Source organism: Pedobacter aquatilis (assembly GCF_032678405.1).
Taxonomy (GTDB): Bacteria; Bacteroidota; Bacteroidia; order Sphingobacteriales; family Sphingobacteriaceae; genus Pedobacter; species Pedobacter aquatilis_A.
The window spans coordinates 17,803-31,987 of record NZ_JAVTSJ010000003.1 but is presented as its reverse complement, the minus strand read 5'-3'; the positions used below and the strand labels follow the sequence as shown (position 1 = coordinate 31,987).

The window sequence follows — 14,185 nt, the reverse complement described above, 5'->3', positions numbered from 1 at the left end:
TAAGCATGGTTAGTACTTAATTTATAGCACATTGAATTGTTTAATTTTAGTTATTAGTTTAGCAATATAACAAAATAATTTTCTACTGTTTGTTAGTACAGGAAAAATTAACAACGCCTGCGCATATTTATTCCTTTCATTAAAATAATACATTAGCGGAGGCTGTGATTTGTTTTTTTTAAATAAATTAGCCACAAACTAAACTCAACTAAAAATGAAAACTCAGAATGAAGAAGAAGCGCCCAAGAGAAAGCTGAAACTTTTTGATGCTACTATGCTGGTTATGGGCTCGATGATCGGAAGTGGTATCTTTATCGTTAGTGCCGATATCATGCGAAACCTGGGCTCGGGGTATTGGCTAATTGTGGTGTGGGTTATAACCGGGATTATGACAGTAGCCGCTGCAATTTCTTATGGAGAACTTTCGGCATTGTTTCCAAAAGCGGGTGGACAATACACTTATCTTAAAGAAATATTCGGTAAAATGATGGGCTTTCTTTACGGTTGGGGCATGTTTACCGTTATCCAAACGGGTACCATTGCTGCCGTTGCCGTTGCCTTCGGAAAATTTACCGCCTATTTAATACCTGCTTTGAACGATGCCGCCCCGATTTTTCAAAGTGGCAGCTATAAAATTACCTGGATTCAGATTTTAGCCATTGGTGTTATCCTGCTTTTAACTTATATCAACACTAAGGGGGTAGAAAGTGGTAAAGTGCTACAAAATATTTTTACTGCATCAAAAATTATTGCCTTAATCGGTTTAATTGTTTTGGGTTTTCTGTTGGTGAAGAATAATTTCTGGTCGGAAAATTTGAGTTTTGGCTGGAATGCCTTTAATAACCTTAAAACCGATTCAGGTGGAAATTTCTTAAGATCAGGATGGGAATCAATTTCGGGTGTAGCAATACTTGCCGGTATTGCTGCGGCGATGGTAGGTTCGGTGTTTTCGAGCGTGGCCTGGGAAAATGTAACCTTTGTTGCAGGTGAAATTGAAAACCCAAAGCGGAATGTTGTACGTTCAATGGTGTTGGGTACGATTGCGGTAATGACACTTTATTTGTTGGTGAATTTTGTGTACCTCAATGCGTTAAACCGCGAGGGTATTGCCTTCGCACCAAACGACCGGGTTGCCGTGGTGGTTTCCGAGCAGATTTTTGGCAGTGGTATCGGAACGATAGTTATTGCAGTATTGGTGATGATCTCGACATTTGGCTGCGTTAATGGTATTGTGCTCGCCGGAGCAAGGGTTTTTCAAAGCATGGCAAAAGATGGTATGTTTTTTAAGGCAGCGCTTCATAACAATAAGAATGGCGTTCCTGAAAAATCACTTTGGATGCAGGGTATCTGGGCTTCAGTACTGTGCTTAAGCGGTCAGTATGGAAATCTTTTAGATATGATCTCTTTTGTAATTGTACTGTTTTATATGATTACAGTTTTTGGTGTTATTTATCTAAGATGGAAAAAACCAACATTGGAGCGGCCGTATAAAACCTGGTTGTATCCGGTTACACCAATTATTTACCTGATCATTGGGATTGCATTCTGTGTATTACTGCTTATTTATAAGCAACAATATACCTGGCCCGGGCTTGTAATTGTTTTGCTCGGTGTTCCGGTGTATTTCTTTATTAATAAAAAAGATAAGCAGACCAGTTAATGGTTTGTACTGTAATTAATTGCCCTGTAAGTTATTGCTTATGGGGCTTTTTTTTGTAGAACTTTGCTTGAAATAATACATTGGCAACCGATATATTGCCTTTGAATATGGGTTTAAAATATTAGGACATTGTAATCTTGAGTTTTAACCAAATATACTTCAATGTATTTGTGTATTTTTGCAGCAATGGGAACACAGGTAGATTTAGGCATAAAAGGGTATAAAAATTACGGAACATATTTACGTGAGAAATATAATGGACAACGCGTTTTTAAAACGATTGTTGATGGGGGCTTTACCTGTCCGAACCGTGACGGGAGTAAAGGTTATGGTGGCTGTACGTATTGTAATGTAGATTCTTTTACGCCGGAAATTTCCCGAAAGATGCCGACCATCCGCGAACAGCTGGAAAAGGGTATGGAAAGAGGCAAGAATTTTTATAAAGCAGATAAATTTATCGTTTATTTTCAGCCTAATACCAATACCTATGCGCCGGTTCATTATTTGAAGATGATGTATGATGAGGCTTTGTCTATAAATCCTGATGATGTAGTCGGTTTTTCAGTAGGTACGCGTCCTGATTGCATTGATGCTGAAAAGGTAGCCTTGCTTGAAAGTTATGCGGAGCGTTACGATGTTGATTTGGAAATGGGGATGGAATCTATTTATGATGAAACGTTAAATCAAATCAACAGAGGCTGTAGTCATGGTGAATTTGTGGAGGCCGTTAAGCTTTTGGAAAACACCAAAATTGATCTTTGTGTGCATACGATATTTGGTTTCCCCTGGGAGACTAAAGACATGATGTTAGGTTATATTCACGAGATTAACCGTTTCCCTCAGATTAAATTCGTGAAATTTCATCATTTACACATTGTTGAAGGCTCAATTATGGGTGTAAAATATAAAAAAGAGCCTTTTAAGTTGTTTTCGCTTGAAGAATACACAGACTTGTTGTGTGAGTTGATTCCTTTGCTTCGCCCTGATATTATTATTCAAAGACTTTTTGGTATTTCCGACTGGGATTTATTGATTGCGCCTAACTGGGGGTTAAATAAATCATCAATTCAAACCTATATTGATAAAGAAATTGAAAAAAGAGGTGTTATTCAGGGTTCTCGGTATTTTTCGTAAAAATTCATTTATTTATGTTTTTTAATTGATTTTTGAGATTATTTTAATGTTTTTTGTGTTTATTGATGATTTTAAATGCTAATTTTTTATAAATTTTTGATAAAATGATATAATTAGTAAAATTTATAGGATTTTATTTTTCTTAAAAACAGCCATAATTCATGGCTGTTTTTTTTATGATTTTTATTTTTTTGATACTTATTTTATTGTTTTTTATAAAAATTACAATATTATATTAAAATATTTACATATAATGGTGTAAAAATTACAATAAGTTGTATTTTTATCGAAATAAAATTCAATAAATAGAAATATTTAATCAACCAAACAAAATAAACTTAAAAACATGGGTAAAATTTTAGTAAAACAGTACGCTCCCTTTGTGATCCTGATGGTATTCGCAATTTTAGCTCTATTTGTTCCCTTACTTCCTAATTTTGATGAAGGAAAATACAGTGGACCAGACATTGCATTTATTTTAATCGCAGCTGCGCTTGTATTTTTAATGACTCCGGGTTTAGCATTTTTTTATGGTGGTATGGTTCACCGCAAAAACGTGCTATCAACCATGATTAAAAGTGTTGTTGCTGCAGGTGTTATCACGGTGTTATGGACAGTAGTAGGCTTTAGTTTAGCATTTGGAGACACGATCGGTGGTTTTATTGGAAACCCGTCAACATTTTTGTTTTTTAAAGGGGTAAATTCAGGTGCGCCACATCTTCAGGGTGGTGCTGATTTAACTATTCCCTTATCATTATTTGCAGTGTTTCAGTTAATGTTCGCCATTATTACACCAGGATTGGTTGTTGGTGCTGTTGCAGAGCGTATCCGTTTTACTTCTTATATCTTGTTTATTGTTTTATTTGCTGTATTTGTTTACTCGCCACTGGCGCACTGGACATGGCACCCACAAGGCATCTTATTTAAGATGGGTGTGCTTGATTTTGCGGGCGGTACTGTGGTTCACATATCAGCAGGTATGGCTGCTTTAGCAGGTGCACTTGTTTTAAAACGTAGAAAATCTCACTTAGAACACAAAGAAGTTCCGCCAGCGAATATTCCTTATGTATTAATTGGTACTGGGTTGTTATGGTTCGGTTGGTTTGGTTTTAACGCTGGTTCTGCATTAAGTGCTGGTAGTTTAGCGGTGTCTGCTTTCTTAACAACAAATACTGCCGCAGGTGCTGCAGGTTTATCGTGGATGTTTTTTGATGTTGCAAGAGGTAAGAAGCCATCTGTACTGGGTTTCTGTATCGGTGCAGTTGTAGGTCTTGTAGCTATTACACCTGGTGCAGGTTTTGTAAGCATCCCGGCAAGTATATTTATCGGTGCCATTGCAGCAGTAGTTTCAAATCTTGTTGTTTCATGGAAACAGAAAACAAGTTTAGATGATACTTTAGATGTTTTCCCTTGTCACGGTGTTGGCGGTATCGTTGGTATGTTGTTAACAGGTGTGTTTGCAACCAAAACAGTAAACGCTGCTGGTGCTGATGGTTTGTTTTACGGTAATGCCGAATTTTTTCTTACACAGTTAAAAGGCGCTGTAATTGTAATCATTTTCAGCTTTGTAGTTTCTTTCGTGATTTTCAAACTGGTTAACCTAATTAATCCAATCAGGGTTTCTGATGAGGAAGAGGAAATCGGTCTTGATGCTTCACAACATGATGAGAAGTATTCTCAAGGTACCTTACTTGTTGAAGAGAAAGAAGTTTACATTGCCACAAATGGTCCGTTAACTGAATCACTTTCTTAAATAAATTTATATCTAAACCCCCTCATAAGCTCAAACATGAAGAAGTTTTTAACTGCTATATTTAGTATGGCCTGCACTACGTGTGCCCTGGCGCAAGAGACGCCAACATCACCACTCGAATTTTCGGGGTCGGTTGATACCTATTACAAATATGATTTTGCAAAAAGATCAAATATTCCGACATCTTTTGTTTCCGATCACAACTCGGTTTCATTGGGGATGATAGACCTGGCATTGAAAAAGAAAACCGGCAAAGCATCATTTGTAGGTGAAATATCATTTGGTCCCCGCGGGCAATCGCAATCAATTCCCGATGCTGCGGCAAACGGTTCATCATTTCATATCCAGAATTTATACATTAACTACGATTTCTCTGATCAGTTTTCGATGACAGCGGGTTATATGGGTACGTTTATCGGATACGAAGTGATTTCGCCGGTTGGTAATTTTAACTATTCAACTTCTTACCTGTTTACCAATGGCCCTTTCCAGAACGCCGGTATCAAAGCAACTTATAAATTCTCTGATAAGGTGAGTTTAATGGCTGGATTATTTAACGACTGGAACCTTTACAGTGCAACAAGAGGTGTTTCTAGTATTGGTGGTCAGTTAATGGTTTCGCCTGTTGAGGGCTGGACAGCTTATTTAAATGTATTATCAGGTGCTGATCCTTATGGTTATGGAACAATTGAAGATTTAACAACTTCATACCAGATTACAAAATCATTTAAATTAGGTTTAAATGCTGCTAACTACGATATGGCAGATGATGCTGGCGGTTATGCAGGTGTTGCGCTTTACCCTCAGGTTGCTGTTGCGGATGCCGTAACTTTAGGCTTAAGAGGCGAATATTTTAAAACTAAAGATGTTGGCGCGCTAAAAGGAACATCTTATACCGGTTTAACATTTACGGCAAACATTAAATCAGGTGGTTTAACTTTTATTCCTGAGGTTAGATTAGACCACAACGGCGATAAGCCATTTTTAAATAAAACAGGTGGCGCTGCGCCAAACGCAGGCCAGTTTTCTCTCGCGGCTGTTTACGCTTTTTAGTACTTAGTTAATTTTTTAATTAGCCTCCGGTTTATTAGCCGGAGGCTTTTTATTACCTTTAATTTTATTCAAAACGATATGAGATTCTATCTGGTACTTCTTTTAGCGCTTCCATTAATTAAGGTTTCTGCCCAACAGAAACAGTTTACTACAGATGATAATGGCAAGTTTATTTACTATGAAGTTGTAACGCCTGCTACAGGAAAGGATAGTTTAATGCTCAGGGCAAATGCTTTTATCGATTTTTATAAAAAAAGCATTAAAAAACAGGCTGCCACCGATACTTCCATTACAGCAAAAGGCATTACCGTAATTGATAAAACAATTCTGGTGGCCAGCCATCCAAGTGGTGAGGTGAGTTATCATTTTGTTTTTGAAGCCCGCAATAAAAAATACAGATTCTGGCTTACCGATTTTGAATACATCCCTTATGGTCGCGACCGTTATGGGAATTATGTGGCGACAACGAATATCGCTACGCCATTAGAAAGAACACCCGGAAAGTTAAGCGCTGGCGAGTGGAAGGATATCTTGGAAAGTGCTTATGCTAAAACGGCTAAGTTTGCCGAAAATTTTAAAAAGGCCCTGGCCGTAAATCCGACGGAAAAACCGAAAAAGAAAACAGAAACCATCTCGACTAAAAAATGGTAAGGAGCGGTGTTTTATAGTTTTCCGAAAAGTGACTCAACTTTTTTATAGCGGTAATCAAAAATCCCTTTAATTTTATTGTGAATGATAATTTCATTTGCCAATAAGCCTATTGGTCCCCAGCCGATGGCGTAATGTAAAATATCGTGCATTAAAACACCGCCTGCTATAGCTTCGAAATGGTGGTTGTGGTGCCAGAATGCAAAGGGACCAAAACGTTGCTCATCAATAAAATATTCCTGTTCCTTTACGTGGGTGATTTCAGTCATCCAGTTTAATTTTATCCCTAACAAAGGCGATACTTTATAGGTGATGATCATACCCGGATACATTTTTGCATCTTTACCAATGGGCGAAGTGACATCGAAAGTCATGTCTTCGGGCGTAATTTCTGTTAAATTTAGCGGCGATGAAAAGAAATCCCAGGCCGCATCTAAACCGATCGGGATTTTTTGAGTGAATTCTAATCTGTATGTTTTCAAACCTTTGTTTTAAAGATAACAGCAAAGATGCGGTTTTGTTAGGTTTTGCCACAAGGTAAGTGAAGAAAACATGCAATTAGCTTTCTTCGCTACTGCGGAGGCACGACGCAAGGTTACCTCAAGCCTCCGCAAGAACGGTTATTTAGGTTTGCCTTATTAATGAACCATTTTATCGGCGCAGGTAGAACTGGCAAATGCCTCCGGTTTTGCTTTAAAAATAAAACCCATGCTTAAAATATAACCCATCGCATCATTTAAGGCTTTATTCGACTTAAATGAAGGATTGGTATTAATATCGGCATGAACTTCCAGTGCCACATCATAAATATCAAGTAAATCGCAGATAGAATATGCAGTTTCAATGGATTTCTGGACTTCCATTAACATACGCTCTTTAATACTTACCTGTTGCGAGGATTTTTCCTGGTGAATGTACATAAAACCACCATGATGCTCACGAAGCAGCACAATAACTGTCGCAAAATCAGTTATGGCGCCTTTCACCTGCGAATCGGTGCCGATACATACCTTAAGTTTAAAGCCGTTTTCTGTTTCTCTGATAATTGCCTGTTCGATTTCTTCAAGGATTGAAGATTGGATTACTTCGCCACTAAATTTTTTCCATGTCATACATTATGTTTTTTTGAGGTTAACAAATGGTAATCAGGTTTTTATAAAAATAAGGGCTAAAAATTAAATCCGTGTTAAGGTTCGGTTGTTTATTTGCTAACAAAAGTTTAGTTATCAACAGGTTATCTGCATCGTGTTGGTTGTTTTTGATATTTTTTGCAACAAATGCCGATGATTAAACGTTACATTTACCTAACCGTTAACCAAATTGTTTTAGGCTATGAAAGCAGAATTAATACAGGAACTTCAGTTATTACAGCAAAGTCGTGCCAACAAATTTGCCGATGATCTTGCGGAGCGGATTATTTCATCTGTTGATGCAGTAAATGAAAAAGTGTTGAGTTCAATGTCGCAGCGTGGTAAAATGCTGATGATATTAGAAAAGCGGCTAAACTTCTCCATTCTTAAAAGATTAAAAAACAGATTTCTGAGATTTTGATATTTTAATCATAGGCTGGCAAGACCAATAAATGTTTACCTTTGGCCTGATGATAGAAAATGCGCTTAAAAGGTTAAATATTACTAAGCTTAACGATATGCAGCATGCTGCTGTTGATGCGGCCGGCAAGGGGGATGACATGATACTCGTTGCGCCAACAGGCTCGGGTAAAACGCTTGCATTTCTATTGCCTTTGCTATCAGCCTTAAAACCAGGTATAAATGGTGTTCAGGCATTGATTCTGGTGCCATCAAGAGAACTGGCTTTGCAGATCGAGCAGATTTTTAAACAAATGGGCACACCATTTAAGGTAAATTGTTGCTATGGCGGCCATGCCGTTCGTATCGAAAAGAATAACCTCGCACATCCTCCGGCAGTTTTAATCGGCACACCGGGAAGAATTGCCTATCACCTGGAGCATTATAATTTTGATGAATCTTTTATCGAAACCCTGGTGCTGGATGAGTTTGATAAATCACTTGAATTTGGGTTCGAGCAGGATATGTCTTATATCATCGGTACCCTTTTATCCTTAAAACAACGAATACTTACATCAGCGACGCGTATGGATGAAATACCCGCTTTTGTTAAAATACAGAAGGCGGTTGAAATTGATTTCTCAAAAGATGTACAGGTTAAGCCCGATTTAAAACTTAAAAAAGTAACGGCACCTGCAGCCGATAAATTAGCCGTACTATTTAAGTTGCTTCGTAAAATCGGCAATGCCAATACCCTGGTTTTCTGCAACCACCGAGAAACCGTTGACCGCATAAGTGATTTGCTCTTTGAACATGGCCTCGGGCATGATGTATTTCACGGGGGAATGGAGCAATTGGAAAGAGAAAAAGCATTGTTAAAGTTCAGGAATGGAAGCCATAAAATTTTAATCACTACAGATTTGGCCGCCCGTGGCCTGGATATCCCGGAAGTGGAAAATATTGTTCATTACCAGCTTCCATATACCGAAGATGTTTACATTCACCGGAATGGCCGGACTGCAAGAATGCACGCTAAGGGAACGGCTTACGCTGTACTAACTGATGAGGAAAACTATAAATACTTGCCCGAAGATATAGAAGAGGAGGCATTAACCGATGATTATGATTTGCCTGAAGCTAGCGATTGGGTAACGCTTTATATCGCTAACGGAAAAAAAGATAAAATAAACAAGGTAGATATTGTTGGCCTGTTTCTTCAAAAAGGTGGTTTACAAAAATCAGACCTTGGCTTAATTGAAGTGAAAGATACCAGTAGCTATGTTGCCGTTAAAAGAACGGTTGCCGAGAAGCTTTTGAAAACACTTAGCGGCGAGAAAATAAAAGGTAAAAAATTAAAACTCGAAATAGCCAGTTAGTGTATTGGAAGAAAAAAGCAAAGCTGAAACAGCTAATCTTACACGCTATTCATCACTCAAAAATTAATTATTAACAAAAGCATGAGCAACAACGATATATTAAAAAAATTAAGGGTAGCATTATCTTTAAAAACTGAAGACATTATTACCATTTGCGATTTAGTGGGCTTTAAAGTTACCAAAGCAGAGCTGGGCGATATTTTCAGAAATGAAGACCATGAGAACTTTAAGCCTTGCGGCGACCAGATTTTGCGTAACTTTTTAAATGGATTGGTTATTTACAAAAGAGGGCCAAGAGAAGAAAAGAAATAATGATTAGCTTTATCGGATAAGTAAATCATCACTAACCAAATGAAGTTAAAATTTATCCTTTTTGCCTGTCTGATTAATGCAGGTAATTTATTTGCGCAAACAGATACGGCAGAAAACAAGCCAAAAAAAGAAGATTTTTCTGATGACTGGGCCAATATTTCGAAATATCAAAAAGAAAATGAGGCTGCCGGATTGCCCAAAAAAGGGGAGAAGCGGGTTGTTTTTTTAGGGAGTTCCATCATCGAATTCTGGAAACAGAAAGATCCTGACTATTTTAATAACAATAGTTATTTCGATAGGGGAATAAGCGGGCAGATATCGCCTCAGTTATTGATCCGTTTTCGCCAGGATGTGATTAACCTGAAACCCAAGGCCGTTATTATTTTAGCGGGTAGTAACGATCTGGCGGGCAATAAAGGCCATGTATCGAACGAAACGATTTTAAACAATGTGAAATCGATGGTTGAGCTGGCAAAGAAAAACCATATCAAGGTTATTTTATGTAAATACCTTCCAGTTTATGAATATCCATGGAACAAGAGTTTAAGGGGTGTTGCCGAGCAGATTATTTCCCTCAATACGGCAATTGTTGCTTATGCCGAAGCAAACAATTTTACGGTCATCGATTTCTTTACGCCACTGGCTGATGAACGTAACGGACAAAAGGCCGATCTAACTACAGATGGTGTGCATCCCAACCTGGCCGGGTATAAGGTTATGGAAATTGCAGCCGAAGAAGCAATTAAAAAGACAATAGGAAGTAAATAAAAAACGCCCGATTTTCATCGGGCGTTTTTTATTTAATCTAATTTTTTATACCTGATTCGTTTTGGTGCAACATCACCTAAACGTTTCTTTCTGTTTTCCTCGTAATCTGAATAGTTACCCTCAAAGAAATACACTTCAGAGTTACCTTCAAACGCGAGGATGTGCGTACAAATCCTATCTAAAAACCACCTGTCATGGCTAATTACTACGGCACAACCCCCAAAATTTTCCAGGGCTTCCTCAAGCGCACGTAAGGTATTTACGTCGATATCGTTCGTAGGCTCATCCAGTAACAGCACGTTTGCGCCTTTTTTCAAAGTAATGGCCAAATGAACCCTGTTGCGCTCTCCACCCGAAAGTATACCTACTTTTTTCTGCTGGTCGCCACCATTGAAATTGAATTTAGATACATAAGCACGGCCATTTACTGCTTTATTTCCCAATTGGATATTGTCTAATCCGTCGGTAATGTTTTCGTAAACAGTTTTATCGGCATCCAAATCATTGTGCATTTGGTCTACATAGCCTAATTCTACTGTTTCGCCAACGCGGAAAGTTCCGTTATCAGGCTCTTCCTGTCCGGTAATTAAGCGGAATAAGGTTGTTTTACCTGCACCGTTCGGACCAATAATTCCGACAATACCGGCTGGAGGCAATGCAAAGTTTAAATTATCAAACAATACTTTATCGCCATAAGCTTTGGTAACATTAGTGGCTTCAATAACCACATTACCCAAACGCGGACCGGCAGGGATGAAAAGCTCCAGTTTGTCTTCTCTTTCGCGGCCATCTTCTGAAGCTAATTTATCATAGTTGGCTAAACGTGCCTTAGATTTTGCATGACGGGCTTTTGGTGCCATACGTACCCATTCAAGCTCGCGTTCGAGGGTCTTCTGGCGTTTGCTTTCCGTTTTTTCTTCCTGCGCCAAACGCTTTGCTTTCTGATCTAACCAGCTGCTGTAATTTCCTTTCCACGGAATACCTTCACCACGGTCGAGCTCTAAAATCCAGCCTGCAACATTATCCAGGAAGTACCTGTCGTGGGTAACGGCAATAACGGTACCTTCGTAATTTTGTAAGAACTGTTCCAACCAGTCGATACTTTCCGCATCAAGGTGGTTGGTTGGCTCATCAAGCAATAAAACATCAGGTTTCTGAAGTAAAAGACGGCACATGGCTACACGGCGGCGCTCACCTCCTGATAATACACCGATTTTAGTTTCAGGATCAGGGCAACGAAGGGCGTCCATCGCCCGCTCAAGCTTAGAATCAATTTCCCAGGCGCCTAAAGCATCGATTTTATCCTGTAATTCACCTTGTCTTGCCATGAGTTTATCCATCGCATCGGGATCAGAATAGTTTTCTTCTAAGCCAAAGGCTTCATTTATTTCTTCGTATTCTTTTAAAATTGCAGTTACTTCTGCAACACCTTCTTCAACAACTTCGCGAACGGTTTTTTCCGGATCCAGGATAGGCTCCTGTGCCAGGTAGCCTACAGAATAGCCTGGTGAGAAAACAACCTCTCCCTGGTAAGATTTATCTAAGCCTGCAATAATTTTAAGGAGCGATGATTTTCCGGAACCGTTTAAACCGATAACGCCGATTTTTGCACCGTAAAAGAAAGAAAGGTATATGTTTTTTAAAACCTGCTTTTGCGGCGGGTAAATCTTATTTACCCCAGCCATTGAAAAAATTATTTTCTCGTCGGACATGAATTTCTATGTTAAATATGTAATGTTTAAAAGGATTAGGTTATAGTAAGCTCATAAACTAAAATTAGATGGGCTAAAAACCGCTACAAAGATAGAAACAACGAGGCCATTACAAAGGAGTTTATTGAGTATCCCCTAAATTTTATGGTCGGGTTAAAATTCGGAACATGAGGGTAGTTATAGACTTGCCACGAATTAACCACTATCTGCTTTTCTTTAGTATCAATCTTTATTGAGCTATTTAAGGCTAAAACATGTAAAAGCATAATCTGATCCTTGAATTTATCCAGAAATCACATCGAAATCCAGACTTCTTATCCTATTAATATGGCTTTTAGTGGAATCGCCGGAGCTGCAGCCGCCGTAATTTTGTATTAAATCTAAAGGTTATGGTAATGAAGAAATATATTATTGTTTCAGGTCATCCCGTTCTTTTTGCAAATGAACTGGTGCACGCTGATGTTGCCGGAGAAAATAAAGATAATGTAGATAGCGCTGGTTTTGTCGTGCTTGAAATAAGCTGTAAAAATATTGAGGTTACCTGTATGGGCGAAAGTACTTCCCTCAATAAATCGAGCAACCCTGAAGTTGATGAACGGCTGATTCTGGATTTCTTAAGCAATTAAAGTAAGGTTTTTAGTTAAATGTTCGCTGGGCGAAACACCGAATTTTTGCTTGTAAACCTCTGCAAAGTACCCGGGTTTGGTATAACCCATTTCGTAGGCCAAAGCCGCCACGCTGTTAAAAGCCCCATTCTTTAAGAGGATATTGGCTAGTAAAAGCTTTTCATTTAGAAAGAACTTGTTAGGTGATGCTTTGAGTATTTTTTTAAAGATGCTTTTATATTTTGAAACCGACATTCCCGCCATGCCTGCCAGCATCGTTAAGCCCGGAAATTCGGCCATCAGATTTGCCAGCATGTAATCGGTGGTTTTGGTAATGCTGGCGATATCAAATTCAGAAAGTTTGCTGTAAGTGTTTTTAAATTCACTTGCCCGTTCAATCAGGTAACCAAACAGAAAAAGTGCTGTACTTTTTAGTTTGAGCTGAAAGAAAGGACTATCCATCGAACGGTTTTTTAAATTGTTAAGGAGTAACCTGCTTCTGCTGTCGATATTGGCATAGAAGAAAAGGGTATTGCAGCTTTCGTCAAAAAGCTTATCCGAGACTTCTTTCCCTTTCATCTTTAACATAAAATCCTGTAAAAGTTTTTTATCCATAATTAAACGGAGGCTGTAGGATCTTTCGCCCACGGGAGGCATGATTACCCCTTTAAGACTCGAACCCATAAAAGCCATCCCCAGTTTGGCCTGGTAACCAACCCTATGGACTTCTCCCCCGAGGATATGTGAGGTGATTTCATCGCCCATATCAAAATAGGCCATGTAGATTGATGTTTTTGAAGGAACCCGCACTAAAGATATAGGTATTTTAAAAGTCATATCCAGCAAAAAAACCGATAAGCCAGGCATTACTTCTAAAAATAAAGAGCTCCCGCTGCCGAGGCGTTTTGGTAGTGTTATTTTTTTATTCCCGATGAGTTTTGTGCCAAAACCTTTTGCCAGCTGATTTTGCCACTCAGGACTTAAGGTATAACAAAACTCATATGCTTTTCGGTCCAGGTTCATGTTATAAATGGCTTAGGTAATCTTTGGGCGTTAAACCATAAACTTGCTTAAACTGCTCTATTAAGTGTGAAGCATCAGAAAAATTATATTCATCAGCAATCTGGCTAATGGTGTAGTTGGCTGTTTCTAACATTTCTTTCGCATAACCAACCTTACTGTTTAAAAAAAATACATGTGCCGTTAAACCTGTTATCTTTTTAAAAAGCTTTTTAAACTTTGTTTCAGACATGTTGGCCATTGCTGAAATCTGCGGGATTCCCGGAAAAGGGGCTTTAATATGTTCAATCAGGTATTCCTGGACAGCAATTACATTAACGATGTCTTCCTGGTTAACCTTTTCGAGGATAATTTCTTCATTAACTACCTGGTCCATAAAGTTTGATAGCAGTCCATAAACCGTGGCTTTAAAATAGGTGTCGAACAATGGGTTTTTAAAATCTATTTTCCTGAAATCATTAAGTAAATACCATGCCTGGTTCGTCATGCGGTCGAACCTGACGATGGTGTTCTTGTCCGGGTTAAAAATCGAATCGGCATAATCTTTCAAAGCCGGGATGGCCAGGATATATTCTTTTAAGGTTTTCTTTTTCAGGAAAATTGAAATCATGTAAG

Annotated in this window: 15 protein-coding genes; 10 read left to right on the top strand and 5 right to left on the bottom strand. The window is 38.5% G+C overall.

Annotation, left to right across the window (positions count from 1 at the left end):
* The first annotated feature begins 214 nt into the window (after positions 1-214).
* From R2R71_RS09455 to R2R71_RS09435, 5 genes are all read left to right on the top strand, one after another.
* Positions 215-1,660 carry an APC family permease gene (locus R2R71_RS09455; protein WP_316831030.1) on the top strand — a complete coding sequence of 482 codons (1,446 nt, stop codon included), beginning with the start codon at positions 215-217 and terminating at the stop codon, positions 1,658-1,660.
* 186 nt (positions 1,661-1,846) lie between these two features.
* On the top strand, positions 1,847-2,794 hold the full coding sequence (locus tag R2R71_RS09450) for a TIGR01212 family radical SAM protein (RefSeq protein ID WP_316831029.1): 948 nt from the start codon (positions 1,847-1,849) through the stop codon (positions 2,792-2,794).
* Positions 2,795-3,140: 346 nt separating this feature from the next.
* The gene (locus tag R2R71_RS09445) at positions 3,141-4,547 is read left to right on the top strand and encodes an ammonium transporter (protein WP_316831028.1); all 1,407 of its coding nucleotides are present in this window, start codon (positions 3,141-3,143) and stop codon (positions 4,545-4,547) included.
* A 36-nt stretch (positions 4,548-4,583) separates the two neighbouring features.
* Entirely contained in the window at positions 4,584-5,600 is a 1,017-nt protein-coding gene (locus R2R71_RS09440) for a porin (protein WP_316831027.1), read from the top strand.
* Positions 5,601-5,678: 78 nt separating this feature from the next.
* Positions 5,679-6,251, top strand: coding sequence for a hypothetical protein (locus R2R71_RS09435; RefSeq protein ID WP_316831026.1), 573 nt, complete (start codon positions 5,679-5,681; stop codon positions 6,249-6,251).
* Positions 6,252-6,262: 11 nt separating this feature from the next.
* On the opposite strand, the gene R2R71_RS09430 is transcribed toward R2R71_RS09435, so the two are convergent.
* The gene (locus R2R71_RS09430; protein ID WP_316831025.1) at positions 6,263-6,730 is read right to left on the bottom strand and encodes an SRPBCC family protein; all 468 of its coding nucleotides are present in this window, start codon (positions 6,728-6,730) and stop codon (positions 6,263-6,265) included.
* A 156-nt stretch (positions 6,731-6,886) separates the two neighbouring features.
* Positions 6,887-7,360 carry a ribonuclease H-like YkuK family protein gene (locus tag R2R71_RS09425; RefSeq protein WP_316831024.1) on the bottom strand — a complete coding sequence of 158 codons (474 nt, stop codon included), beginning with the start codon at positions 7,358-7,360 and terminating at the stop codon, positions 6,887-6,889.
* A gap of 220 nt (positions 7,361-7,580) precedes the next feature.
* Here R2R71_RS09425 and R2R71_RS09420 point away from each other — a divergent pair, with 220 nt between their 5' ends.
* The 4 genes from R2R71_RS09420 to R2R71_RS09405 all read left to right on the top strand — a co-directional run bounded on the left by R2R71_RS09420 (position 7,581) and on the right by R2R71_RS09405 (position 10,233).
* Complete coding sequence (locus R2R71_RS09420; protein WP_316831023.1) at positions 7,581-7,799, top strand: hypothetical protein; 219 nt, start codon at positions 7,581-7,583, stop codon at positions 7,797-7,799.
* 49 nt (positions 7,800-7,848) lie between these two features.
* Positions 7,849-9,153 (top strand): DEAD/DEAH box helicase, encoded by a 1,305-nt coding sequence (locus R2R71_RS09415; RefSeq protein WP_316831022.1) that lies wholly within the window; start codon positions 7,849-7,851, stop codon positions 9,151-9,153.
* Between the two features lie 81 nt (positions 9,154-9,234).
* Positions 9,235-9,465 (top strand): DUF1456 family protein, encoded by a 231-nt coding sequence (locus tag R2R71_RS09410; RefSeq protein WP_047798500.1) that lies wholly within the window; start codon positions 9,235-9,237, stop codon positions 9,463-9,465.
* A 39-nt stretch (positions 9,466-9,504) separates the two neighbouring features.
* Positions 9,505-10,233, top strand: a complete 729-nt coding sequence (locus R2R71_RS09405) for an SGNH/GDSL hydrolase family protein (RefSeq protein WP_316831021.1) — start codon at positions 9,505-9,507, stop codon at positions 10,231-10,233.
* A gap of 32 nt (positions 10,234-10,265) precedes the next feature.
* On the opposite strand, the gene ettA is transcribed toward R2R71_RS09405, so the two are convergent.
* Positions 10,266-11,945 carry an energy-dependent translational throttle protein EttA gene (gene ettA / locus R2R71_RS09400; protein ID WP_316831020.1) on the bottom strand — a complete coding sequence of 560 codons (1,680 nt, stop codon included), beginning with the start codon at positions 11,943-11,945 and terminating at the stop codon, positions 10,266-10,268.
* A 395-nt stretch (positions 11,946-12,340) separates the two neighbouring features.
* Between ettA and R2R71_RS09395 the strand changes: the two genes are divergently transcribed.
* Complete coding sequence (locus R2R71_RS09395) at positions 12,341-12,571, top strand: hypothetical protein (RefSeq protein ID WP_316831019.1); 231 nt, start codon at positions 12,341-12,343, stop codon at positions 12,569-12,571.
* Here the strand turns inward: R2R71_RS09395 and R2R71_RS09390 are convergent.
* Both R2R71_RS09390 and R2R71_RS09385 read right to left on the bottom strand, forming a co-directional pair.
* Positions 12,560-13,573: a helix-turn-helix transcriptional regulator gene (locus tag R2R71_RS09390; protein ID WP_316831018.1), complete on the bottom strand. Its 1,014-nt coding sequence runs from the start codon at positions 13,571-13,573 to the stop codon at positions 12,560-12,562. The genes R2R71_RS09395 and R2R71_RS09390 overlap by 12 nt on opposite strands.
* A gap of 1 nt (position 13,574) precedes the next feature.
* Positions 13,575-14,180, bottom strand: a complete 606-nt coding sequence (locus R2R71_RS09385) for an AraC family transcriptional regulator (protein ID WP_316831017.1) — start codon at positions 14,178-14,180, stop codon at positions 13,575-13,577.
* Positions 14,181-14,185 lie beyond the last annotated feature (5 nt).

Bases quoted from the DNA above. Each gene is read 5' to 3' on its own strand.
- R2R71_RS09440 (WP_316831027.1), top strand. From the start codon at position 4,584: ATGAAGAAGTTTTTAACTGCTATATTTAGTATGGCCTGCACTACGTGT.
- R2R71_RS09425 (WP_316831024.1), bottom strand. From the start codon at position 7,360: ATGACATGGAAAAAATTTAGTGGCGAAGTAATCCAATCTTCAATCCTT.
- R2R71_RS09385 (WP_316831017.1), bottom strand. From the start codon at position 14,180: ATGATTTCAATTTTCCTGAAAAAGAAAACCTTAAAAGAATATATCCTG.
- R2R71_RS09415 (WP_316831022.1), top strand. From the start codon at position 7,849: ATGATAGAAAATGCGCTTAAAAGGTTAAATATTACTAAGCTTAACGAT.
- R2R71_RS09405 (WP_316831021.1), top strand. From the start codon at position 9,505: ATGAAGTTAAAATTTATCCTTTTTGCCTGTCTGATTAATGCAGGTAAT.
- R2R71_RS09455 (WP_316831030.1), top strand. From the start codon at position 215: ATGAAAACTCAGAATGAAGAAGAAGCGCCCAAGAGAAAGCTGAAACTT.
- R2R71_RS09395 (WP_316831019.1), top strand. From the start codon at position 12,341: ATGAAGAAATATATTATTGTTTCAGGTCATCCCGTTCTTTTTGCAAAT.
- R2R71_RS09450 (WP_316831029.1), top strand. From the start codon at position 1,847: ATGGGAACACAGGTAGATTTAGGCATAAAAGGGTATAAAAATTACGGA.
- R2R71_RS09445 (WP_316831028.1), top strand. From the start codon at position 3,141: ATGGGTAAAATTTTAGTAAAACAGTACGCTCCCTTTGTGATCCTGATG.
- ettA (WP_316831020.1), bottom strand. From the start codon at position 11,945: ATGTCCGACGAGAAAATAATTTTTTCAATGGCTGGGGTAAATAAGATT.
- R2R71_RS09410 (WP_047798500.1), top strand. From the start codon at position 9,235: ATGAGCAACAACGATATATTAAAAAAATTAAGGGTAGCATTATCTTTA.
- R2R71_RS09435 (WP_316831026.1), top strand. From the start codon at position 5,679: ATGAGATTCTATCTGGTACTTCTTTTAGCGCTTCCATTAATTAAGGTT.
- R2R71_RS09390 (WP_316831018.1), bottom strand. From the start codon at position 13,573: ATGAACCTGGACCGAAAAGCATATGAGTTTTGTTATACCTTAAGTCCT.
- R2R71_RS09420 (WP_316831023.1), top strand. From the start codon at position 7,581: ATGAAAGCAGAATTAATACAGGAACTTCAGTTATTACAGCAAAGTCGT.